At 66.6% G+C, this 22491-nt stretch carries 20 protein-coding genes; 13 read left to right on the top strand and 7 right to left on the bottom strand.

Annotation, left to right across the window (positions count from 1 at the left end; translation table 11 throughout):
- The coding region (locus QX124_RS19000) for a hypothetical protein (RefSeq protein ID WP_315797952.1) at positions 1 to 403 on the top strand (403 nt) is incomplete at its 5' end.
- A gap of 587 nt (positions 404 to 990) precedes the next feature.
- Here QX124_RS19000 and QX124_RS18995 read toward each other — a convergent pair.
- Positions 991 to 1749 carry an SDR family oxidoreductase gene (locus QX124_RS18995; protein ID WP_315785738.1) on the bottom strand — a complete coding sequence of 253 codons (759 nt, stop codon included), beginning with the start codon at positions 1747 to 1749 and terminating at the stop codon, positions 991 to 993.
- A gap of 186 nt (positions 1750 to 1935) precedes the next feature.
- On the opposite strand from QX124_RS18995, the gene QX124_RS18990 reads away from it, so the two are divergent.
- Positions 1936 to 3462, top strand: coding sequence for a malonyl-CoA synthase (locus QX124_RS18990; RefSeq protein ID WP_315785740.1), 1527 nt, complete (start codon positions 1936 to 1938; stop codon positions 3460 to 3462).
- Positions 3463 to 3469: 7 nt separating this feature from the next.
- Here the strand turns inward: QX124_RS18990 and QX124_RS18985 are convergent, their stop codons facing one another.
- Positions 3470 to 3727 carry a hypothetical protein gene (locus QX124_RS18985; RefSeq protein WP_315778175.1) on the bottom strand — a complete coding sequence of 86 codons (258 nt, stop codon included), beginning with the start codon at positions 3725 to 3727 and terminating at the stop codon, positions 3470 to 3472.
- Between the two features lie 558 nt (positions 3728 to 4285).
- Here QX124_RS18985 and sdhC point away from each other — a divergent pair.
- From sdhC to QX124_RS18935, 10 genes are all read left to right on the top strand, one after another.
- Entirely contained in the window at positions 4286 to 4684 is a 399-nt protein-coding gene (sdhC, locus tag QX124_RS18980) for a succinate dehydrogenase, cytochrome b556 subunit (RefSeq protein WP_008965547.1), read from the top strand.
- A 20-nt stretch (positions 4685 to 4704) separates the two neighbouring features.
- Positions 4705 to 5079, top strand: coding sequence for a succinate dehydrogenase, hydrophobic membrane anchor protein (gene sdhD / locus QX124_RS18975; protein ID WP_315740508.1), 375 nt, complete (start codon positions 4705 to 4707; stop codon positions 5077 to 5079).
- Between the two features lie 3 nt (positions 5080 to 5082).
- A complete protein-coding gene (gene sdhA, locus QX124_RS18970; RefSeq protein ID WP_315785744.1) occupies positions 5083 to 6921 on the top strand; it encodes a succinate dehydrogenase flavoprotein subunit in 1839 nt (612 codons plus the stop codon).
- Positions 6922 to 6969: 48 nt separating this feature from the next.
- Positions 6970 to 7752, top strand: a complete 783-nt coding sequence (locus QX124_RS18965) for a succinate dehydrogenase iron-sulfur subunit (protein WP_315740445.1) — start codon at positions 6970 to 6972, stop codon at positions 7750 to 7752.
- 121 nt (positions 7753 to 7873) lie between these two features.
- Positions 7874 to 10024 (top strand): ATP-binding protein, encoded by a 2151-nt coding sequence (locus QX124_RS18960; protein ID WP_315797951.1) that lies wholly within the window; start codon positions 7874 to 7876, stop codon positions 10022 to 10024.
- Between the two features lie 64 nt (positions 10025 to 10088).
- Complete coding sequence (locus tag QX124_RS18955) at positions 10089 to 12044, top strand: ABC transporter ATP-binding protein/permease (RefSeq protein WP_315797950.1); 1956 nt, start codon at positions 10089 to 10091, stop codon at positions 12042 to 12044.
- A gap of 117 nt (positions 12045 to 12161) precedes the next feature.
- Positions 12162 to 12989: an FkbM family methyltransferase gene (locus QX124_RS18950; RefSeq protein ID WP_315797949.1), complete on the top strand. Its 828-nt coding sequence runs from the start codon at positions 12162 to 12164 to the stop codon at positions 12987 to 12989.
- A gap of 86 nt (positions 12990 to 13075) precedes the next feature.
- Positions 13076 to 13561 carry a pyridoxamine 5'-phosphate oxidase family protein gene (locus QX124_RS18945; protein ID WP_315778180.1) on the top strand — a complete coding sequence of 162 codons (486 nt, stop codon included), beginning with the start codon at positions 13076 to 13078 and terminating at the stop codon, positions 13559 to 13561.
- Complete coding sequence (locus QX124_RS18940; RefSeq protein ID WP_315758646.1) at positions 13561 to 13779, top strand: hypothetical protein; 219 nt, start codon at positions 13561 to 13563, stop codon at positions 13777 to 13779. Before QX124_RS18945 ends, QX124_RS18940 begins: the two co-directional genes overlap by 1 nt.
- Positions 13780 to 14023: 244 nt before the next feature.
- A complete protein-coding gene (locus QX124_RS18935; protein ID WP_315797948.1) occupies positions 14024 to 16126 on the top strand; it encodes an OmpA family protein in 2103 nt (700 codons plus the stop codon).
- A 244-nt stretch (positions 16127 to 16370) separates the two neighbouring features.
- On the opposite strand, the gene argG is transcribed toward QX124_RS18935, so the two are convergent.
- The 5 genes from argG to QX124_RS18910 form a co-directional block, all read right to left on the bottom strand.
- On the bottom strand, positions 16371 to 17708 hold the full coding sequence (argG, locus tag QX124_RS18930; protein ID WP_315740452.1) for an argininosuccinate synthase: 1338 nt from the start codon (positions 17706 to 17708) through the stop codon (positions 16371 to 16373).
- Between the two features lie 112 nt (positions 17709 to 17820).
- Positions 17821 to 18600, bottom strand: coding sequence for a phosphatase PAP2 family protein (locus QX124_RS18925; RefSeq protein ID WP_315740453.1), 780 nt, complete (start codon positions 18598 to 18600; stop codon positions 17821 to 17823).
- A gap of 46 nt (positions 18601 to 18646) precedes the next feature.
- Positions 18647 to 19132, bottom strand: coding sequence for a hypothetical protein (locus QX124_RS18920; protein ID WP_315740454.1), 486 nt, complete (start codon positions 19130 to 19132; stop codon positions 18647 to 18649).
- Between the two features lie 157 nt (positions 19133 to 19289).
- Complete coding sequence (gene rlmN / locus QX124_RS18915; protein ID WP_315740455.1) at positions 19290 to 20501, bottom strand: 23S rRNA (adenine(2503)-C(2))-methyltransferase RlmN; 1212 nt, start codon at positions 20499 to 20501, stop codon at positions 19290 to 19292.
- A gap of 115 nt (positions 20502 to 20616) precedes the next feature.
- Entirely contained in the window at positions 20617 to 21228 is a 612-nt protein-coding gene (locus tag QX124_RS18910; RefSeq protein ID WP_315797947.1) for an invasion associated locus B family protein, read from the bottom strand.
- 263 nt (positions 21229 to 21491) lie between these two features.
- Between QX124_RS18910 and QX124_RS18905 the strand changes: the two genes are divergently transcribed.
- The gene (locus tag QX124_RS18905) at positions 21492 to 22466 is read left to right on the top strand and encodes an NADPH:quinone oxidoreductase family protein (RefSeq protein WP_315797946.1); all 975 of its coding nucleotides are present in this window, start codon (positions 21492 to 21494) and stop codon (positions 22464 to 22466) included.
- Positions 22467 to 22491: the final 25 nt, after the last annotated feature.

Below are 22491 nucleotides of genomic sequence, written 5' to 3'. Positions count from 1 at the left end.
CTCTCCACCGAACCGGTCGAAAACTTTGAATCACATCCAGAAATCGCTTGGAATCGCTTTCGGGCATCCCGTAGCCCGCAAGGGGGAGGGGAGCCGACTGTCCAAGGGGAAAGAGATCGTATCGCGCAGAAGACGCCGTCAGCATTCCTCCCATGCGCAAATTGCCCGTCGAGCTACTTTGTCGCACGCTGCCGACGTTGCATCGTCGGGCAAATCACCTGCACATTTCCGCACGTCCCTGCTGCCGCATGAGGGGCGTTTCGCGACCGTCACGAACCGTTGGCAGTGGGATGCGATGGGCGTGTGTTGCTGCAGCGTGGTCGCCACGCGGACGAACAGCGACACGCGCACGGTCAAGTCGCGCGGTCCTGATATCCCGATGCTGATATCAAGCGGGTGCTGATGCTAGCGTGTCGCGCTCGTGATGGTGGCCAGACAGCCCGGCGCACCAGGGAGAACGCGAAGCAGCCGTTAAAACCGTTGCGCGGGGAAGGCCGGGCGTTCTCGGCCAGACCTGTGGTACCTGCCGCCTGCATTTTCTTTCGCAGGCGGGCCACGGGCGCGGCCAGCGCCCGGCCTTTCCTGCGCCCTCTGTTTTCAGAGGGCGGTGAGTTTCAGCACAGCTCGGGCGCATCGTGTCGCGAGAACGAGATCGTTCGCCTTCGATCTGCGTCTCGGAGGCAACGACGGGTGCGCCAACCACAGCTGTCGTCCCGGGCAAGCGCGAAGCGCGCCGACCCGGGATCCATAACCACAGGGTTCAGTTGTCTTGCACGGGACTCGCAGCCTGCCTCTTACAAACATGATGCGGTATGGGTCCCGTTCGCAGGGACGACGCCGGTTATTTGGCGCGCGCTCGGCCCTCACGATCCAAATAATAAAGAGAGGGGCATTGCCGGGTATTTGCCCGAACCGAAGTTGCGGACCTGGTCGCGTACGACCAAGTCCTGGGTTGTAGGCGCGCTCGCCGTGCTTGATATCCGGCGCTCCTCAATCCCTGTTGCCCGGCGTCTGAATGAATCCGCGATTCCATGTCGGGCTGATCAGGATCTCGTTGACGCAGACGCGCGGCGGCATGTTGGCCACGAACGCGATGGTGCGGCCGAGGTCTTCCGGCTGCAGCATCCGCGCCTGCTCCGCGGCGCTCGGCACCACCGGGCGCTGCTCCAGGATCGGCGTGGCGACCTCGCCGGGCATCAGGCAGCAGGCGCGCAGGCCGTTCACGCATTCCTCCATGTTGAACGAGTGCGTCAGCGCCAGCACCGCGTGCTTGGTCGAGGTGTAGGCCGGCCCCGGCATCTTCGAGACATGGCGGCCGGCCCAGGACGAGACGTTGATGATGGTCCCGTCCTGCTGCGCCCGCATCGCCGGCAGTACCGCCTTCATGCAGTAGAGCACACCGTTGAGGTTGATCTCGACCAGCTGGTTCCAGCCCTCGATCGTCATGTCGTCCCAGCGCCGCTTCGGCACGTTGACGCCGGCGGAGTTGACCAGCAGATCGATTCGGCCGTGCCGCGCCAGGATGGCATCGGCCGCGGCCTGCACGTCGGCGGCCTTGGCAACGTCGAGCGGAACGGCCTCGGCCGTGCCGCCGGCCGCGGCAATCTTGGCCACCACGGCCTGGAGCGCGGCCGTGCGCCGGCCCGAGACGATCACCGTCCAGCCGTCGGCCGCGAGCGCCAGTGCGCCGGCCTCGCCGATTCCGGTGCCGCCGCCGGTGATCCACGCGATCCGTTTTCCCTTGACCATATCCCAGCGTCTCCCGTTGCCTTCGAAAGGGCGTTTTTGCTAGAGCAGCCTCGATCAGAGATGGCGACCGTGGTGATGGCGATGTCACCGGTCTTGTTCGCCGTCCCGGCCCTTTTCGTCTTCGTCGAGCATGATGTTCCGCCGGCTGGCACTGCCGGCCTGCCGATGCTCCCAGGGGAATGTTGCATGAACCAAGCCGCCAACGCCAATCTGTTCTCCCGCCTGTTCGATGGCCTCGACGATCCCAGCCGCCTGGCGATCGAGACCCATGACGGCCAGCGCACCACCTACGGCGATTTGATCGCGCGGGCAGGGCAGATGGCGAACGTGCTGGCGGCTCGCGGCGTCAAGCCGGGCGACCGGGTCGCGGCGCAGACCGAGAAGTCGGTGTCCGGACTCGTGCTCTATCTCGCCACGGTGCGCGCCGGCGGCGTCTATCTGCCGCTCAACACTGCCTATACGCTCAACGAGCTCGACTATTTCATCGGCGACGCCGAGCCGACCGTCGTTGTCTGCGATCCGGCCAAGGCCGAGGGCATCGGCGCGCTGGCGGCCAAGGTCGGCGCCAAGGTGGAAACGCTCGATGCGTCAGGCACGGGCTCGCTGACCGAGGCGGCCGACAAGGCCGACAAGGCGTTCACCACCGTGCCACGGGGCGCCGATGATCTCGCCGCCATTCTCTATACGTCGGGCACCACCGGCCGCTCCAAGGGCGCGATGCTGTCTCACGACAATCTCGCCTCGAACTCGCTGACCCTGATCGACTACTGGCGCTTCACCAAGGACGACGTGCTGATCCACGCGCTGCCGATCTATCACACCCATGGCCTGTTCGTGGCCAGCAACGTCACGCTGTTCGCGCGGGCGTCGATGATCTTCCTGCCCAAGCTCGATCCGGACCTGATCATCAACCTGATGGCGCGCGCCACAGTGCTGATGGGTGTGCCGACGTTCTACACGCGCCTGTTGCAGAACCCGCGGCTGTCGAAGGAGACGACCAGCCACATGCGGCTGTTCATCTCCGGCTCGGCTCCGCTGCTCGCCGATACCCATCGCGAATGGTTCGCGCGGACCGGCCATGCCGTGCTCGAGCGCTACGGCATGACCGAGACCAACATGAACACGTCGAATCCTTACGAGGGCGAGCGCGTGCCCGGCGCGGTCGGCTTCCCGCTGCCCGGCGTGTCGGTGCGCGTCACCGATCCGGAAACGGCCAAGGAGCTCGCGCGCGACGAGATCGGCATGATCGAGGTGAAGGGCCCGAACGTGTTCAAGGGCTATTGGCGGATGCCGGAGAAGACCAAGTCGGAATTCCGTGACGATGGCTTCTTCATCACCGGCGATCTCGGCAAGATCGACAAACAGGGCTACGTCCACATCGTCGGCCGCGGCAAGGACCTCGTGATCTCCGGCGGCTTCAACGTCTACCCGAAGGAGATCGAGAGCGAGATCGACGCCATGCCGGGCGTGGTCGAGTCCGCCGTCATCGGTGTGCCGCATCCTGATTTCGGCGAAGGTGTCACCGCGGTCGTGGTGCGCCATCCGGGGGCTGATGTCAGCGAGGCCGGCGTGCTCAAGGGCCTCGACGGCCGATTGGCAAAATTCAAGATGCCCAAGCGCGTGTTCGTGGTCGACGAGCTGCCGCGCAATGCGATGAGCAAGGTGCAGAAGAACGTGCTGCGTGATCAGTACAAGGACATCTATACGAAGTGACGGCGGCCTAGCGCCGTCGTCCGATCGCGAGGCCGGCGAGCGCGGCCAGCGGCGGCGCGGCGCAGATCAGCACGAATTCGAGCACGGCGAGCGAGGCGATCTCGTGCTGGATGGCGAATGCGAGACAGGCGGCGAACAGGCCGGAGGCGGTGAAGCCGAGCACGCAGGTCAACGGCTCCTCGGCGGGCTCGTGCGACGACACCTTGCGCGCCGGCAGGGCCGCCGGGCGTTCGGTGGTTGTCGGTCGGACCGTCGGCAGCGGCATCGAGGCTCCCTGCACCGCGTCTGTTGCACGTCGCCTGAGACTAAGCCGCTTCGCCGGGCGGCGACATGCGGCAAAATCGACCGGCGGAGGGGCCGTTTGCGCGGCGAGGAACCTGGGAGATCGAGGGAGATTTGCTGCAGCGCAGGCGGTCGCCGACGCAGGTTGTTGCTCCGCGTATCGCTCCGGGCAGGTTTGCAGAATCGTCAGATGGCACTGGCTCTTGTCGCGAAACCCGCTTCCTCAAGACCAAGGTTAAGCGGTGAATCAATGCTCGACAGTCGGCGCTATTCAACAGTCTCGCCGCGTTGGTAACGGCCTTGGTGAGGAGATAAGAATGAACGATGGTTCGTCATATCCGGTCAGGATGGGTTTCTGGTATACCACGGCGGCCATTGGTCCTTTTTCCACCGGTCGCCTAGCACTGAATCGTCGTTCGGTTTTGGGCGATTTGTTCGTTGCAACGCCTGTTCCTTCTCCGTAAATAAACCCCGCCTTGCCGATCCACATGGCCGCAAGCCCCTTCCGTTCACGGCCCACAAGAAATCATCAAAGCAACCAATGACAGCCAGGATCGAACGACCGCTTTCGCCGCATCTGCAAACCTACCGCTGGACGCTGACGATGATCCTCTCGATCGTCCATCGCGCCACCGGGGTTGCACTATATTTCGGGACGCTGCTGCTGGCCTGGTGGTTGATCGCCGCCGCGTCTGGTCCCAGCGCCTACTCCTACGTCCAGGGGTTCATGGGCAGCTTCCTCGGCCGCCTGATCGTGTTCGGCTACACCTGGGCGCTGCTGCACCATCTCTTGTCCGGCATCCGCCACTTCGTCTGGGACCTCGGCTACGGCTTCAAGCCCAATGAGCGCGAGACGCTCACCTGGGGCGCCCTGATCGGGGGCATCACGTTGACTGTCCTGGTCTGGATCGTGGCTTACGCAGTGGGAGGCGGCCGATGAGCAACGCACGCGCGAAGTCGATGCGCACCCCGCTCGGCCGCGTCCGCAACCTCGGCGCGGCCCATTCGGGCACCGGTGATTTCTGGCGCCAGCGCATCACCGCGGTCGCGATGACCCTGTTGATCGTGCCGGTCGTGATCGTGGTGATCATGCTGCTCGGCCGCAACCAGGCCGGCGCGGCGCAGATCCTGGGCTCGATTCCGATTGCCGTGATTATGCTGCTGTTCGTGATCGCGAGCTGCTGGCACATGAAGATCGGTATGCAGGTCGTGATCGAGGACTACGTGCACAGCGAGCCGCTCAAGCTCGTCGCGATCATGGCCAACAACTTCTTCGCGGTGACCGTGGCGCTCGCCTCGATCTACGCCCTCATCAAACTGTCCACTGGAGTCTAGGCCATGGCCGGCGGAGCAAATGGCAGCGCGAACGGCGCGCCCGCGACGAACGGAAAAGCATATCCGATCGAGGACCACACCTATGACGTCGTCGTGGTCGGCGCCGGCGGCGCCGGCCTGCGCGCGGTCGTCGGCTGCAGCGAGGCGGGCTTGCGCACCGCCTGCATCACCAAGGTGTTCCCGACCCGCTCGCATACGGTGGCGGCACAGGGCGGCATCTCGGCCTCGCTCGGCAACATGCATCAGGACGACTGGCGCTGGCACATGTACGACACCGTCAAGGGGTCGGACTGGCTCGGCGACCAGGACGCGATCGAATACATGGTGCGCAACGCGCCCGAGGCGGTCTACGAGCTCGAGCATTGGGGCGTGCCGTTCTCGCGCACCGAGGACGGCAAGATCTACCAGCGGCCGTTCGGCGGCATGACCCTGGACTACGGCAAGGGCCAGGCGCAGCGCACCTGCGCCGCCGCCGACCGCACCGGCCACGCCATGCTGCACACTATGTATGGCCAGTCGCTGCGGCACGCCGCGGAGTTCTTCATCGAGTTCTTCGCCATCGACCTGATCATGGACGACCAGGGCGTCTGCCGTGGCGTCATCGCGCTCAAGCTCGATGACGGCACGTTGCACCGCTTCCGCGCCCAGACCACGATCCTGGCGACGGGCGGCTATGGCCGTGCCTACGCCTCCTGCACCTCGGCGCACACCTGCACCGGTGATGGCGGCGGCATGGCGCTGCGCGCCGGCCTGCCGCTGCAGGACATGGAGTTCGTGCAGTTCCACCCGACCGGCATCTATGGCTCGGGCTGTCTTGTCACCGAAGGTGCGCGCGGCGAAGGCGGCTATCTCGTCAACGCCGAGGGCGAGCGCTTCATGGAGCGCTACGCGCCGTCCGCCAAGGACCTCGCCTCGCGCGACGTCGTTTCCCGCGCGATGACCGTCGAGATCCGCGAAGGCCGCGGCGTCGGCCGGAAGAAGGACCACATCTTCCTGCATCTCGACCATCTCGATCCGAAGGTGCTGCAGGAGCGCCTGCCCGGCATCTCCGAATCCGCCAAGATCTTCGCCAACGTCGACGTCACGCGCGAGCCGATCCCGATCGTGCCGACCGCGCACTACAACATGGGCGGCATCCCGACCAACTATCGCGCCGAGGTGCTGACCAAGAAGGACGGCGACGACAACGCGATCGTGCCCGGCCTGATGGCGGTGGGCGAGGCGGCCTGCGTCTCCGTGCACGGCGCCAACCGGCTCGGCTCGAACTCGCTGATCGACCTCGTGGTGTTCGGCCGCGCGGCGGCGCTGCGGCTGGCCGAGAAGCTGACGCCGAACGGCAAGCAGCCGGACCTGCCCAAGGACTCCGCCGATAAGGCGCTGAGCCGGCTCGATCATTATCGCCACGCCTCCGGCGGCACGCCGACCGCGAAGCTTCGCGAGAGCATGCAGAACGTGATGCAGACCAACTGTGCCGTGTTCCGCACCGGCGAGGTGCTGCAGGAAGGCCACAACCTGATCCACAAGGTGTATGGCGGCATCGGTGACATCGCAGTGTCCGACCGCTCGCTGGTGTGGAATTCCGACCTGATCGAGACGCTGGAGTTCGACAATCTGATCGCGCAGGCGGTCGTGACGATGGACTCGGCGGCGAACCGGACCGAGAGCCGCGGCGCCCATGCACGCGAGGACTTCCCGGATCGCGACGACACGAACTGGATGAAGCACACGCTGGCGTGGATCGACAGCAAGGATGGCAAGACCACGATCGATTACCGTCCGGTGCACAACTACACCATGACCAACGACGTGCAGTACATTCCGCCGAAGGCGCGCGTGTACTGATCGCGTGTGACCTGAGCCCGTCCGTCAAACCCAAGAAGGCCTTCCGAAATGGCTGAGTTCGCACTTCCGAAGAATTCTCAGATCACCGGCGGCAAGACCTGGCCCAAGCCGGCCGGCGCCGCCGAGGTTCGCGAGTTCAAGGTCTATCGCTGGAATCCGGACGACGGCAAGAATCCGAGCGTCGATACCTATTACGTCGACGTCAAAGATTGCGGCCCGATGGTGCTGGACGGGCTGATCTGGATCAAGAACCACATCGATCCGTCGCTGACCTTCCGCCGCTCCTGCCGCGAGGGCGTGTGCGGCTCCTGCGCGATGAACATCGACGGCCAGAACACGCTGGCCTGCACCAAGTCGATGCACGACGTGAAGGACGGCGCGGTCAAGATCAACCCGCTGCCGCACCAGCCTGTCGTGAAGGACCTGGTGCCGGACCTCACCAATTTCTACGCGCAATATGCCTCGATCGAGCCCTGGCTGAAGACGACCTCGCCGACGCCGCAGAAGGAATGGCGGCAGAGCCACGAGGATCGCGAGAAGCTCGACGGCCTCTACGAGTGCATCCTGTGCGCCTGTTGCTCGACCTCGTGCCCGAGCTACTGGTGGAACAGCGAGCGCTATCTCGGTCCGGCGGCGCTGCTGCAGGCCAACCGCTGGGTCAAGGACAGCCGCGACGAGGCGACCGGCGAGCGGCTCGACAACCTCGAGGATCCGTTCCGGCTGTATCGCTGCCACACCATCATGAACTGCGCCAAGGCCTGCCCGAAGGGGCTCAACCCGGCCGAGGCGATCGCGGAGCTGAAGCTCAAGCTGGTCGAGCGGCAGATCTAGCCGGGCCGACCACTTTCGATCTGACCTTCCGCGCCCGAAACTGGTGCAAGTTCCGGGCGCGGCTAGTTTGTAGCTGCCGTCGATTGCGTTAAGCTCGTGGCCCTTTGAAGCCGGAGCGACCGTGCAGACCGCACAACGCAAATCGCTGACGATGCTGCGCTGGATGATGGTCGCGTCCCTCGCGCTTCCCGTCGCGCTGTTCGTGATCGCGGCCTACGTATCCCACGGCACGACATATGAGGAGGCCGATCGCGAGATCCGCCGCTCGCTCGAAATCGTCCACGAGCACGCGCTGAAGGTGTTCGAGACCATCGAACGCAGCCTCTCGGAGATCGACGAGGTCGTCCGCGACCTGTCGGATGCCGATATCAAGGCGCGCGAGCAGGTGCTGCATGCCCGGTTGCGGCAATTATCGGATGCGCTGCCGCAGTTGAAGTCCGCCTGGGTGTTCGATGCCAATGGCCGGCCGCTGGTCAACAGCATGATCTATCCGGCGCCGGACATGACGTTCCTCGACCGCGACTACTTCAGTGCCCACGTCAAGGACAGCATCGGCACCTTCATCGGCGCGCAGTTGACGCCGCGGCCGCCCTATCAGGGCGCGCCGTTCTTCAGCATCAGCCGCCGCCGCCAGAGCGACGACGGCAGCTTCACCGGCATCATCCAGGCTTCCGTGCTTCCGGATTATTTCGAGCACTTCTATGCCCGGATCGGCCGGGCGCCCGGCAGCTACTTCGCGCTGCGCCGCTTCGATGGCCTCATTCTGGCGCGCTTCCCGGCCGGCGGGAGAAGCGCGGCCGCGGGCCCCAGCGACGTCCCCGCCGGGGCCGCAGATACGGAGCAGCTCGTCACCGAGATCTCGCCGGTCGATGGCGTTGAGCGTCTCGTCGGCTATCAGCGGCTCGGTGGCTATCCCGTCTACGTCTCGGCAGGGCTGGCGACGTCGACCATCCGCAACCGCTGGCTCGGTACGATCGGCCGGCACCTCATCTTCGGCATCCCGGCAACCGCGCTGCTCATCGTCTTCCTGGCCCTTGCCCGGCGGCGGACCGAGCGCCTGCATGTCGAGGCCGCCCGCCGCCTCGAAGCCGAGGATGCGCTCAAGCACGGTCAGCGCATGGAGGCGCTGGGACAACTGACCGGCGGCGTCGCGCATGACTTCAACAATCTGCTGACCGTGATCCGGGCCTCGGCCGATCTGTTGCGCCGGCCGAATCTGGCTGATGAGCGGCGGCAGCGCTATATCGATGCGATCTCGGATACGGTGGCGCGCGCATCGAAGCTCACGTCGCAGCTCCTCGCGTTCGCCCGGCGCCAGACGCTGAAGCCGGAGGTCTTCGACATCGGCCGCAGCGTCGTCGCCCTGCGCGACATGACCAAGACCCTGGTCGGGTCGCGCGTCGAGGTCGTGGTCTCCGTTCCCGACGAGCCGTGCTACGTTAATTCCGACGCCGGCCAGTTCGAGACGGCACTGATCAACCTGGCCGTCAATGCCCGCGATGCGATGGCCGGCCAGGGACGTCTCAGCATCACCGTCGCCCCAGCAGCGGCGCTGCCGACGCCGTCGGCGCCGCACGACCGTCCGCCGCTGGGCTATGTCGCCATCACTGTCCAGGACACCGGCGTCGGCATCCCGTCGGAGCATTTCGGACGCATCTTCGAGCCATTCTTTACGACCAAGACCATCGGCCAGGGCACCGGCCTCGGTCTCTCGCAAGTGTTTGGCTTCGCCAAGCAGTCCGGCGGCGAAATCGGGGTCACAAGCGAAAAGGGTCGCGGCGCGACGTTCACGCTCTATCTGCCGCGCGTCGCTCCAGCCCAAGTGCAGCGTGGCGAGGACGGCAGCCATGCGGAGCCGATCGGCGGTCGAGGCATGTCGGTGCTGGTGGTCGAGGACAACATCGACGTCGGCAGATCGGCGACCGAAGCGCTGGCCGAGCTCGGCTATCGCACCACGCTGGTCGACAACGCCAGAGACGCGCTGGAGGAGCTTATCGGCGGCACCAGCCGGTTCGACGTCGTCTTCACCGATGTCGTGATGCCCGGCATGACCGGGCTGGAGCTTGCCGAGGAAATCAGGCGGCTCGAGCTCAACGTGCCGGTCGTGCTGGCGAGCGGTTACAGCCATGTGCTGGTGCAGCAGGGCACGCACGGCTTCGAGCTGCTGCGCAAGCCCTATTCGATCGAGGAACTGTCGCGTGTGCTGCACAAGGTCGTTCCCGTGCCGCTGTATCGCGCCCCACCGATGGCGCCGAACACGCAGGTGCCCTGAAAGCGGCGCGAATTGCGCGGGAACCCGGGTGGGAACCTTCTGGTTGCGTTGCTGTTATCGCGGAATGGGACAGGTTCAGGACATCGCGCGGCCGGGGGGACAGGCGCCCGAGAAGGCGCCGATCATCGAGATCGCCGCTGAGAATGGCACCCAGGTCGAGCCGCCGCCGCCCGAATTGGTGGAGCCCGATCCGGAGCTGTCGCCCGAAGAGGCCGAGCAACTGCGCAAGCGCTATCTGCTGACCCGGTTCTGGATCAGCGCCCGCGGCTATTGGGGCAAGAGCGGCGACGGTCTGGCGTGGGCGTTCACGCTCGGCCTACTGTTCCTGATCGTTGCGACTGTCGGATTTCAGTACGGCATCAACGTCTGGAATCGGTCGATCTTCGATGCGATCGAGAAACGCGATTCGGCGACCGTCTTTCATCTCACCGCGATCTTCTTCCCGCTTGCGATCGGCAGCGTCATTCTCGGCGTCGCCCAGGTCTATGCGCGCATGGCGATCCAGCGGCGCTGGCGCGCGTGGCTGACCAACAGCGTCATCACCCGCTGGCTGGCCAGCGGGCGCTACTATCAGCTCAATCTCGTCAGCGGCGACCACAAGAATCCGGAATACCGGATCGCCGAGGACCTGCGCATCGCGACCGATTCGCCGGTCGACTTCATCGCCGGCGTGACCTCGGCGCTGCTGTCGGCTGCGACCTTCATCGTCGTGCTCTGGACCATCGGCGGCGCGCTGACGCTGCATCTCGGCGCCACCGAGCTCACCATTCCCGGCTTTCTGGTCATCGCCGCGATCGCCTACGCCGCCATCGCCTCGGGCTCGATCATGACGATCGGCCGCCGCTTCGTGCAGGTCTCCGAGGACAAGAACCAGGCCGAGGCCGATTTCCGCTACACCCTGACCCGCGTCCGCGAAAACGGCGAGAGCATCGCCCTGCTCGGCGGCGAGACCGAAGAGCGCGCCGGCATCGACCGGACGTTCGGCAACGTGCTGCAGCAATGGGCGCGGCTCGCCGGCCAGCACGTGCGCACCACCCTGGTGTCGCAGGGCTCCAGCCTCATCGCTCCTGTCGTGCCGCTGCTGCTGTGCGCGCCGAAATTTCTCGACGGCAGCATGACGCTCGGGCAGGTGATGCAGGCGGCGAGCGCGTTCACGATCGTGCAGACCGCGTTCGGCTGGCTGGTCGACAACTATCCGCGGCTCGCGGATTGGAATGCCTGTGCCCGCCGCATCGCCTCGCTGATGATGTCGCTCGATGCGCTGGAGCGTGCGGAGAGAGGCGACGGCATCGGCCGCATCAAGCGCGGCGAGACCTCCGGCGACGCGATGCTCAGCCTGAATGATCTGCAGGTGACCCTCGACGACGGCACCGCCGTGGTCGGCGAGACCGAGGTCGTGGTCGATCCCGGCGAGCGCCTGCTCGTCGCGGGCGAATCCGGCACCGGCAAGAGCACGCTCGTGCGCGCCATCGCCGGGCTGTGGCCGTGGGGCGGCGGCAGCATCAACTTCCACCCCGACCGCAAGCTGTTCATGCTGCCGCAGCGGCCCTACGTGCCATCGGGCACCCTGCGCCGGGCCGTCGCCTATCCCGGGGCTGCCGAGGATTGGAGCGTGGCGCAGGTCGGCGAAGCCCTGCACAAGGTCGGTCTCGACCATCTCAAGGACAAGATCGAGGAGGACGCGCCCTGGGATCAGACGCTCTCCGGCGGCGAGAAGCAGCGTCTCGCCTTCGCGCGCCTGCTGCTGCACAGCCCCGACATCGTCGTGCTCGATGAAGCCACCTCCGCGCTCGATGAGAAGAGCCAGGACCGGATGATGGAGATCGTGACGAGCGAGCTGCCGAAGGCCACCATCGTCAGCGTGGCGCATCGTGCCGAGCTGGAGGCCTTCCACAGCCGCAAGATCGTGCTCGAGCGGCGCAAGGGCGGCGCCAAGCTCGTCAGCGACATTGATCTCATTCCGCGCAAGGGACGGCGTCGCCTGATCGGCCGCTTCCTGCGTCAGCGCAAGGCGGCCTGAGCGGCTCGGTGTTGCCTCAGCGCGGTCCTGGTGACGACACAATGCGGCCACGCCGCCTGCATTGGAGATTGCGGCGAAACCGGCTATCACACGTCGCCCTCAGCCCAGGACGCGACCTTGACGCCCGACAACGATCCTTCTCCGCCCTCCTTTGGTGCCTTCGCTCCGAATGCCGCTCAGGCGCTGGTGATCCGCATGGCGCACGGCTCCGGGCTGAAGCGCGGCGCGTTCCGGCCGATGTTGACGCGTGTCGTCAACATGCTCGGAGCAGGCCCTGTCGACGTCGGCTATCAGGGCGCCAATTTCCGCTTCTACCATCAGGTCAGTGCGACCGAGCGCGGTGCACTGTTCAATCCCGACTACAATCGCGAGGAGCTGGATTTCCTGCGCAGCCACGTTCTGCCGGGCGGCGTGGTGGTGGATGTCGGCGCCAATGTCGGAACGTTCGCCTTGCCGCTTGCCCGTCACGTCGGGTCGGGCGGTCTCGTGATCGCAGTGGAGCCGCATCCGGTCACGCATGCGCGGCTGAGCTTCAATCGCGATGCGTCCGCGCTGTCCCAGGTCAGGCTCGTCGCGGCGGCGGCAGGCGAGAGCGACGGCGAGGTGATGATCGAGACCGATGGCGACAATCTCGGCGCCAGCCACATCGTGACCGGAGAGGCGGGTGCTGAAGCATTCAAGGTCCCGTCGTTGCGGCTGCAGACCATCCTCGAACAGGCCGGAGCGACCAGGGTCGATGCGCTGAAGATCGACGTGGAAGGCTTCGAGGACCGTGTGCTGACCTGCTTCTTCCGTGACGCGCCTGCCGCGTTGTGGCCGCGTGCCGTCGTCATCGAACACCTGTCGCGCGAGGAATGGCAGAACGATTGTCTCGCCGACATGCTCGGTCGCGGCTACCGCGAATGCGGCCGCACGCGCAGCAACACGCTGTTGCTGCGCGGCTGAATCGGCATTCTGTCGCCGTCCCCAATACGTCCGGAACATCGGCGCCCCACGCGGCGTTGTCGTCCCTGACATTGAGGGAGCCGGCCATGAGCAACGACGACGCGCGCGACCAGGGTCGCGTTTGGGACCTGATGAAGAAGATCGGCTTCGCGATGCTGGTCACCCGCGACGGTGACAGGCTGCGGGCACGGCCGATGAGCGCCTATCTCGCGCGCGACGAGAACATGATCTACTTTCTCACTGACGCGCGGCATCACAAGGACGAGGAGATCGCGCGCTCGCCCGAGGTCAACCTGTCGTTCGCAGACGTCGGCAGCCAGAAATACGTGTCGCTGACGGGCACCGCGGCCATTTCCAACGATCGCGGCAAGATCCGAGAGCTGTTCTCGACGCCGGCCAAGGCCTGGTGGGACAGCGCCGAGGATCCGAACATCCGCCTCTTGAAGATCACGCCTGACGACGCCGAGTTCTGGGACTCGCCCGGCACCATCGTGCGCTACGTCAAGATGGCGGCGGCCGCCGTCAGCGGCACGCGTCCCGACCTCGGCGACCATCGAAAGGTTGCGATGTGATGCCGATCGAACCGCCAGAGATTCCGCCGGCGACGCCGGGCCGCCCGGTCGAACCGCCGCCGGAGGATCCGGTCGGCAATCCGCAGCCCGACATTCCGCCGCCGGTGTACGAACCCGATGCGCCGGCGCCCCCGCGCGAGCTGCCCGGGCAGACGCCAGACGAGATCCCCGGCCGAGGGCCACTCGGCCCGACCACGCCCAATCCGGCCACGGATTGACCGCGATTGAGTGGTCATGATGATCGCCTGCGAAGGGGCTGGCCGTGCGCCGGTCCCGCATTTCGGCGATTGGGCCAAGCCCTTGAAAATCAAGACTGAATGAAACCTGAATGGCGGCCCTGCGGGGGTGGTTTCGCGTCGAAATAAATCCGCCTGCGGATTTGAACTGCGCCACAATCCGGCCTAACGCATACTCGTTGATCTCTCCGTGCTTGAAAAAGATCGTTCCGGGAAAACAAGACACATGAGCAAACTTCGCGTCCTGCTGCTGGCGACGACTGCGCTGTCGGCGATGCAACTAATGAGCTCCGGCTCCCGCGCGCAGAGCGCGCCGATGATCATGGCGCAGGGTCCAGGCGGCCCCGGCGGCGAGGTCGGCCCGGACGGTCGGCCCAAGCAACCGCCGCATGGTCAACCGCCAGGCCCGCCGCAGCGGCCGGGTGGCCCGCCGCCGGCCGCTGCACCGCCCCACCAGGCACCGCCTGCAGCTCCGCCGCCACCCGCGGCGGCTCCGCCTCGCCCTGCTCCCCCGCCGCCTCCCCCGGCAGCGGCGCCGCGGCCCGCGCCTCCGCCACCTCCCCCGCCGCCACCGCGTGCGGAGCCACCGCGCCCCGCACCCCCGCCGCCGCGCGCAGAGCCGCCTGCGGCTCCTCCGCCGCGTCCGACACCGCCGCCGCCCCCGGCCGCTGCGCCTCCGGCGCATCCGCCGGCTCCGCCGCCCGTGGTGCGCGAGCCTCCGCGTCCGGCGCCTCCGCCTGCTCCGCCGCCGCCCGCTGCGGCACCATCACGGCCGACGCCGCCTTCGCCGCCCGTGGTTGCTCCGCCTCCGCCCCCAGCTCCGCCTCCAAGTGCCGCGCCGACTCAGCGGCCTGGAACGCCGCCGCCCCCGGCTGGCGCGACGCCGCCCCATTCGCCGCCGGCCGCAAGCCCGTCGCCGCAGCCCTCCGCCGCGCCGACTCCCGCTCCGGGTGGACCGGCGCCGGGAGGCCGGCCGGGCGCTGGTGGCCCGCCGCCTGGCTCCCCGCAAGGCGGGCCCCCGCCGCGGGGGGCTCCCACCGCGCCGGCCGGTACGGTCGCGCCTGCTCCGGGAACCCCGCCGGCGCCACCCGCGCCTGCGGCCACCCAGACGCCGTCGCAGCAAGGCACGCCGTCCGGCAGCCCGACGCCCGGCGGACGTCCGGGAACGCCTCCAGGCGCTCCGGGTGCGCCGCCTCCAGCGGCAGGTCCCGGTGCTGCTGGACCGGGGCCGGGACCCGCCGGCGCGCCGCAGGCCGGTCCGGGCGCCGTGCCGCCCGCCGGACCCCCGGCCATGTCCAATCGGCCGCCGCCGCAGGTCACGGCGCCCATCCCGGCGCCGCCACCGCCGACGGCACAGCAGCTCACGCCGATCGCGCCGGGCGCGCCGATGGCTGGGCCGCAGCGGCTGGACGATTTCCGCGGCCAGCGCCGCGAGGTCCAGGAGGGCGGTCGCACGCTGATCTACGAGCCGGGACGCGTCATCGTGCGCGATCCGAGCGGCCAGTCCTTCGTGCGTCACGACGAGCTCGAGCGCTTCCGCTACGGCGCGCGTGACATCCGCGTGCAGCGGGAGGATCGCGGCGAGATGCGCACGGTGGTGATCCGCCCCGACGGCAGCCAGATCATCACGGTCACGGCCGCCGACGGCCGGCTGCTGCGCCGCATCCGCCGCGATATCGGCGGCCGCGAGATCATCATCATCGACAACGCCTATCGCGATCCCGCCGCGGTCGGCGGCTTCTATGTCGACCTGCCGCCGCCGGAGATCCGCATCCCCTACAACCGCTACATCGTCGACGCCGAGGAGGCGCCGCCGGATGTCATCTACGACACGCTGATCGCGCCACCGGTGGAGCGCGTCCAGCGCCGCTACTCGCTGGACGAGGTCCGCTACTCCCCGTCGGTGCGCCAGCTGATGCCGTCGATCGATCTCAACACGATCACCTTCGAAACCGGATCGTGGGAGATCGGTCCCGACCAGGTGGCGAAGCTGCAGGTCATCGCCGACGGCCTCAACCAGGCGATCCAGCGCAACCCGCGCGAGGTCTTCCTGATCGAAGGCCACACCGACGCGGTCGGCAACGAGACCGACAATTTGTCGCTCTCCGATCGCCGAGCCGAATCGGTCGCCACGCTGATGACGCAGCAGTTTGGCGTCCCCGCGGAGAATCTGACCTCGCAGGGCTATGGCGAGCAGTATCTGAAGGAGCAGACGCAGGGGCCGAGCCGCATCAACCGGCGCGTCACGGTCCGCCGCATCACGCCGCTGCTCAATGGCGGCCAGGCCGCGCTGCCGCCGCCGCCTCCGGGCGTGGCACCGCCGCGCTGAGGTTGCGTCCGATCTGAAAATGAAAATGGCCGGGAGCGATCCCGGCCATTTTTGTAAGTGGCAATCCGTTTCGTCCTGTTCGGTGTCGTCCCCGCGAACGCGGGGACCCATACTCACAGGATCCAGTTTTGCGACGGCTGGAGCCGCAGCCGGCTCTCACCATGTCAGTCGGTGGATACGGGTCCCTGCGTTCGCAGGGACGACAGCGGTGGAGACGGCGCGGATTGCGCTCGACAGCTCCAACTCAGCTCTTGTCGTGGCCGAGCTGGAAGATCTCCGCGCCTTCCGATCCCGACAGCAGGCCCGTATCCGAATAGAGCTTCAGCTTGGTGCGGGTGTCGGTGATGTCGAGATTGCGCATCGTCAGCTGGCCGATGCGGTCGGCAGGCGTGAAGGCGGCGTCCTCGACCTTCTCCATGCTCAGCCGCTCCGGCTGGTAGGTCAGGTTTGGGCTCTCGGTGTTGAGGATCGAGTAGTCGTTGCCGCGGCGCAGCTCCAGGGTCACCTCACCGGTGACGGCGCGCGCTACCCAGCGCTGCGCGGTCTCGCGCAGCATCAGGGCCTGCGAATCGAACCAGCGGCCCTGATAGAGCAGGCGACCGAGGCGCATGCCGCTGATGCGGTACTGCTCGATCGTATCCTCGTTGTGGATGCCGGTGACGAGCCGCTCATAGGCGATGTGCAGCAGCGCCATGCCCGGCGCCTCGTAGATGCCGCGGCTCTTGGCCTCGATGATGCGGTTCTCGATCTGGTCGCTCATGCCGAGACCATGACGGCCGCCGATCGCGTTGGCCTCCAGGAACAGCGCCACGGGATCGCTGAAGGTCTGACCGTTCAGCGCGACCGGCTGACCCTCCTCGAAGCGGACCACGACCGTCTCCGGCTTCACGGCGCAATCCTCGCGCCAGAACGGCACGCCCATGATCGGATTGACGATGCGGATGCCGCTGCTGAGGCTCTCGAGATCCTTGGCCTCGTGGGTGGCGCCGAGGAGATTGCTGTCCGTCGAATACGCCTTCTCGGCGCTCATCTTGTAATTGAAGCCGTTGGCGGTCAGGAACGCCGACATCTCGGCGCGGCCCCCGAGCTCGTCGATAAACTGCTGGTCGAGCCAGGGCTTGTAGATCTTGAGATTGGGATTGGTGAGCAGGCCGTAGCGGTAGAACCGCTCGATATCGTTGCCCTTGTAAGTCGAGCCGTCGCCCCAGATGTTGACGCCGTCCTCCTTCATCGCGGCGACCAGCATGGTGCCGGTGACGGCGCGGCCGAGCGGCGTGGTGTTGAAATAGGTGATGCCGCCGGTCGAGATGTGGAAGGCGCCCGACTGAATCGCGGCGATGCCCTCATGCACCAGCTGAGTGCGGCAATCCACGAGGCGCGCCTTCTCGGCCCCGAAGCCCACCGCCTTGCGCGGGATCTCGTCGTAGTCGGACTCATCGGGCTGCCCGAGATTGGCCGTGTAGGCAAAGCAGCGCGCGCCCTTCTGCTTCATCCAGAGCAGCGCGGCGCTGGTGTCGAGGCCGCCGGAAAAGGCGATGCCGACTTTCTCGCCCTTGGGCAGGCTTTTCAGGATTGTGGTCATGGGAGAGTCCAACCGTGTTTGTGGCTGCGCCGTTCAGAAATTCGGGCGCGAATAACAGATTTTGCGTTGCTGGGCACGCCTTTAATGGCGACTGAGCGTGACCGGCCCGCGCTCAGGCCGCGGGGCTGGTATCCGCCGTACGGCGGCCGAACAGCCGGCGCATCAGGCGGAAGCCCGGCCAGGCGAAGCGGGTCAGGGCGGCGTCGATGCCGGCGTCGGTGAGGCGGGTGGACGGCCAGCGGTAGATGTAGCCGTGCAGCAGCCAGATCACGATGAAGGTGACGAGGCCGGCGGCGGCGATGTCGGTGAGGAAGTGGCCGCCGAAGGCCATCCGCAACACCGAGGTGGCGAGGCCGAACAGGACAGCGGCGCCGTAGGCGACGGGCCGGATCGCCGGCGGCGTCAGCGCGGCCGGCGCCAGGGTCCAGAATGCGGTGGCACCCTCACCGGAGAAGAACGAGCAGTTGCGGCCGCAGCCGCCGCGCGGATCCCACCACGGCACGAACTGCATGTCGCCGCCGAACTCGGCCACGACAACCGGGCGCGGCCGGCCCCAATAGGATTTGAAGGTGAAATTGGTGAGCACGCCGGCCGAGAGCGACAAGGTCAGCAGCAGGAACGCCATGGTGCGGCCCTTCACCAGCAGGGGCCGGTCGGGACGGATGAGCTTCACCACCAGCGCAACGATGGACGGCAGCGCGATGCCCCAGGCGAGCCACATCGCGGCATCGCGCGCGAACGCGGCATAGCCGTCGAGCTTCAAGGGGAAGCTGCGCGTGCGCGGATCGTAGAACAGCGCGGCCAGCTTGAGATCGAGCTCGGGATAGACGCCGAACAGCACGCCGATGACGAGCGCGAGCGACAATGCGATGAAGAGGCCGGTCCGGTTCATGACGCGCGGTTTAGCGAAAGCAGGTGGCGATGGAAAGGCCGGCGGCTCAACGTGGCGATCCCGACGGCAATGGTGGCGGTGGCGGCAGACGCGGCGGCGGCTCGCGCCAGCGGCCGGCGTTGCGCCCGGCAATCAGCCAATAGACCAGTCCGCCGACGATGCCGGCGCCGGTCAGGATCTCGAGATGGCGGCGCACGATGCCTTCGAAGCGGAAGGTCTCGGGATCGAACGGGACGAGACCGAGATAGCAGGCTGCGCCGACCACCCCGCCGCCGATCGCATAAGCAACCACGCTGCGGATCGAGAACGCCTCGGTGATCAGTGAGATCAGCAGCGCCGGGATCAGCGCGAAGCCCGACACGAAGATGAAGCCGAAGCCGATGATGACCTCGAACGCGCCCTGATCGATCGGGCCGTTGCCAAGATCGGCGAACTCCGGAAACAGGATCGCGGTCACGACGATCAGCCCCGCGAGGAAGCACGCGCCGAGAAAGGCGAAAGCGATCACGAAGAGACGGCCAATCAGCGCCATGGCTTTAGACCCGTGTTACCCAAGCGAGGCCCCGCTTTCTTCGCCCGTCATGGCCCGGCTTGAGCCGGCCATCCATCATTCAGTCGATGAATTGATGGGTGGCCGGGTCAAGCCCGGGCATGACGATCTTGTTCGGAGATGCAGCCGCGATCAATCATCAATCCGTCATCGCCATCGCGCGCAGTGCCTGACGCTCCCGCGCGGACAACTTCTCCGTCTCCGACTTCAATTGGCCGCAGGCGGCGAGGATGTCGCGGCCGCGCGGCGTGCGCACCGGCGAGGAGTAGCCGGCGTTGAAGACGTATTCGGAGAACTTCTCGATCTGCTCCCAGTCCGAGCACTCATAGGCCGAGCCGGGCCAGGGATTGAACGGGATCAAATTGATCTTGGCCGGGATGCCCTTGAGCAGCTTGACCAGCAGCCTGGCGTCATCGAGCGAATCGTTGACGCCCTTGAGCATCACATATTCGAAGGTGATGCGCCGCGCGTTGGAGGCGCCCGGGTAGTCGCGGCAGGCCTGCAGCAGCTCTTGGATCGGATATTTGCGATTCAGCGGCACCAGTTCGTTGCGCAGCTCGTCGCGCACGGCGTGCAGCGAGATCGCCAGCATCACGCCGATCTCCTCGCCGGCGCGCTTGATGTTCGGCACCACGCCCGAGGTCGACAGCGTGATCCGGCGGCGGGAGATGCCGATGCCCTCGTTGTCCGAGACGATCAGCAGCGCGTCGCGCACCGCATCGAAATTGTACAGCGGCTCGCCCATCCCCATCATGACGATGTTGGTGATCAGCCGGTTGCCGAGCGGGGTCTCGCGGTCGGCCCAGTCGTTCAACCGGTCGCGCGCCACCATGACCTGGCCCACGATCTCGCCCGCCGTGAGGTTGCGGACCAGCCGCTGCGTACCGGTATGGCAGAACGCGCAGTTCAGCGTGCAGCCGACCTGCGACGAGACGCACAAGGTGCCGCGATCGGTCTCGGGGATGTAGACGCACTCGACCTCGTGGGCCTTCTGCAGATCGTCGCCGCTCGGCAGCCGCAGCAACCATTTGCGGGTGCCGTCGTTGGAAATCTGTTCGGCCACGACCTCGGGACGGTCGACCGTGAAACGTTCGGAAAGCGCGGTGCGCGTGTCCTTCGACACGGATGTCATCTCGTCGAACGACCTGGCGCCGCGGAAATAGATCCAGTGCCATAGTTGCTGCACCCGCATCTTCTGCTGGCGCTCGGGCACGCCGATGTCGCCGAGCCTGGCCGCCAGCTCTGCACGCGACAGGCCGATCAGCGAAGGCTTCGCCGGCGGGACGTAGGTTTCGAGCGGCGTCTTTTCGAGGGGCGCGGACGAATCGCGCAGCCCGGCAGTCGTTGCCATGTCGATGGGCCCAAAGTGCTGCCCGGCCGCGGCGGCCGAAGGCTTTCAGCGGGCATATATAACGATCCGGCCGGCAAATGCGACCCGCCCGGCGAGCGGTATCGGCGGCTGCCGTCTACCGGCGGCAATCCTGCGCGATGCGGTCGAGCGCCTGGGCCAGGCCCTTCAGTGAGAACACGTCGGTGGTTTCCGTGCCCTTGACCGAGACGCCCTTGACCACCGCCTCGGGCGCCTTGCGCATGGCATCGACCATCCGCTCTTCCTCGGCGGCGTTCTTGATCCAGAGCCCGTCGCCCTGGGTATACATGGCATAGGAGGCGCCGCCGACCTCCACCGCGGCGTCGGATCCGGGCTTCAGCGCATAGCCGATCATGATCGAGACCTCGTTGAAGACCTTCTCGGAGGGCCGAGTCGACACGAAGGCATAGGCAGGATCGCGCGGACGGTTGGGCGGATTGGTCTTGGAAGATGTCGGCTTGGCCAGCGCGAAGCAAACCTTCTTGCCGCCGGGCATCGCGGTATAGGCGCCCCAGCCGCCGAACTGTCCGATCAGCGTCGGTTCCGCCCCGCCGATATTCGGGACGGCTGGCTTCGGTTCCGATTTCGGTGCCGCCTTCGATTGCGGAGCGGCGGCCCTCGGCGCAGCGCTCTGTGCCGCAGCGAGGCTCGGTGGTCCGAACAGCAGCACGCTGCCGACCAGCGTTGTCAACAATCGCCCGAACAACATGATACGTTGAGTTCCCCCGCGACTTCGTTCCACCAATATTGTGACTGGAAAATGGCCCGGAATCGCTGATCCTTGGTCGAGATGGATAGCGGCTAAACGCTTCGCTTGCAAAGGCCGCAGACCTGGATTGTCCGGCGCTCCGCGTCCTTGGGCCGGCGCCGCGCACATGCCGCGGCCTCATGATGATTGTGGCGCGGCGGCAAATCCGGCATGACGTTCCCAAAGCCGGACCTCGATCCGGCACCAACGACCAAGGAGCGCCAATGAAAGCCATTCTCTGCTCGCAATTCTGCCAGCCCGACGATCTCGTCCTCACCGAGGTGCCCGATCCGGTGGCCGGTCCCGGCGAGGCTGTGATTGCGATCAAGGCGGCGGCGCTGAACTTCTTCGACATCCTGATGATCCAGGGCAAGTACCAGATCAAGCCGCCGTTCCCGTTCTCGCCGGGTGCGGAGGTCGCGGGTATCATCGAAAGCGTTGGCGATGGCGTCACCGACCTGAAGGTCGGCGACCGCGTCGTCGCCTCCTGCGGCCATAACGGCGCGCGCGAGAAGATCGCGCTGCCAGCAGCGTCGATCGTCAAGATCCCGGACAATCTCGATTTCGACCGCGCCGCCGGCATCATCATCATCTACGGCACTGCGCTGCATGCGCTGGAGGATCGCGCCAGTCCGAAGCCGGGCGAGACCTTGGCCGTGCTCGGCGCGGCCGGCGGCACCGGCCTTGCGGCGTGCGAGCTGGGCAAGCTGATGGGGTTGAAGGTCATCGCCTGTGCCTCTTCGGACGAGAAGCTCGAATTCGCCAGGCAGCACGGCGCGGCGCTGACGCTGAACTACGCCAAGGAGGATCTCAAGGAGGGGCTGCGGCGGCTCACCGACGGCAAGGGCGCCGACATCATCTTCGATCCCGTCGGTGGTGCCTACGCCGAGGCGGCGCTGCGTTCCATCGCCTGGGAGGGCCGCTTCCTGGTGATCGGCTTCGCCGCCGGCGACATCCCGAAAATGCCGCTGAACCTCGCGCTGCTGAAGGGCTGTGATATCCGCGGCGTGTTCTGGGGCGCCTGGACCCGACTCAACCCCGCCAAGAACCGCGCCAACCTTGAAAAGCTCGTGCGGTGGACCGCAGAGGGCAAGCTGTCGTCGCATGTCGACCGCACCTTCCCGCTGGCGCAGACCGCCGATGCCTTGAAGGTGCTCGCCGGCCGCCAGGCGATGGGCAAGGTGATCCTGCACCCCTGAGGACGTGCGATGAAGGCGCCCGGGG

It is taken from the genome of Bradyrhizobium sp. SZCCHNRI3043 (genome assembly GCF_032377735.1).
In the GTDB taxonomy this organism is placed as follows: domain Bacteria; phylum Pseudomonadota; class Alphaproteobacteria; order Rhizobiales; family Xanthobacteraceae; genus Bradyrhizobium.
This window is presented reverse-complemented; position numbering and strand designations above follow the sequence as displayed.

Bases quoted from the DNA above. Each gene is read 5' to 3' on its own strand.
- QX124_RS18995 (WP_315785738.1), bottom strand. From the start codon at position 1,749: ATGGTCAAGGGAAAACGGATCGCGTGGATCACCGGCGGCGGCACCGGA.
- QX124_RS18990 (WP_315785740.1), top strand. From the start codon at position 1,936: ATGAACCAAGCCGCCAACGCCAATCTGTTCTCCCGCCTGTTCGATGGC.
- QX124_RS18985 (WP_315778175.1), bottom strand. From the start codon at position 3,727: ATGCCGCTGCCGACGGTCCGACCGACAACCACCGAACGCCCGGCGGCC.
- sdhC (WP_008965547.1), top strand. From the start codon at position 4,286: ATGACAGCCAGGATCGAACGACCGCTTTCGCCGCATCTGCAAACCTAC.
- sdhD (WP_315740508.1), top strand. From the start codon at position 4,705: ATGCGCACCCCGCTCGGCCGCGTCCGCAACCTCGGCGCGGCCCATTCG.
- sdhA (WP_315785744.1), top strand. From the start codon at position 5,083: ATGGCCGGCGGAGCAAATGGCAGCGCGAACGGCGCGCCCGCGACGAAC.
- QX124_RS18965 (WP_315740445.1), top strand. From the start codon at position 6,970: ATGGCTGAGTTCGCACTTCCGAAGAATTCTCAGATCACCGGCGGCAAG.
- QX124_RS18955 (WP_315797950.1), top strand. From the start codon at position 10,089: ATGGGACAGGTTCAGGACATCGCGCGGCCGGGGGGACAGGCGCCCGAG.
- QX124_RS18945 (WP_315778180.1), top strand. From the start codon at position 13,076: ATGAGCAACGACGACGCGCGCGACCAGGGTCGCGTTTGGGACCTGATG.
- QX124_RS18940 (WP_315758646.1), top strand. From the start codon at position 13,561: ATGCCGATCGAACCGCCAGAGATTCCGCCGGCGACGCCGGGCCGCCCG.
- QX124_RS18935 (WP_315797948.1), top strand. From the start codon at position 14,024: ATGAGCAAACTTCGCGTCCTGCTGCTGGCGACGACTGCGCTGTCGGCG.
- argG (WP_315740452.1), bottom strand. From the start codon at position 17,708: ATGACCACAATCCTGAAAAGCCTGCCCAAGGGCGAGAAAGTCGGCATC.
- QX124_RS18925 (WP_315740453.1), bottom strand. From the start codon at position 18,600: ATGAACCGGACCGGCCTCTTCATCGCATTGTCGCTCGCGCTCGTCATC.
- QX124_RS18920 (WP_315740454.1), bottom strand. From the start codon at position 19,132: ATGGCGCTGATTGGCCGTCTCTTCGTGATCGCTTTCGCCTTTCTCGGC.
- rlmN (WP_315740455.1), bottom strand. From the start codon at position 20,501: ATGGCAACGACTGCCGGGCTGCGCGATTCGTCCGCGCCCCTCGAAAAG.
- QX124_RS18910 (WP_315797947.1), bottom strand. From the start codon at position 21,228: ATGTTGTTCGGGCGATTGTTGACAACGCTGGTCGGCAGCGTGCTGCTG.
- QX124_RS18905 (WP_315797946.1), top strand. From the start codon at position 21,492: ATGAAAGCCATTCTCTGCTCGCAATTCTGCCAGCCCGACGATCTCGTC.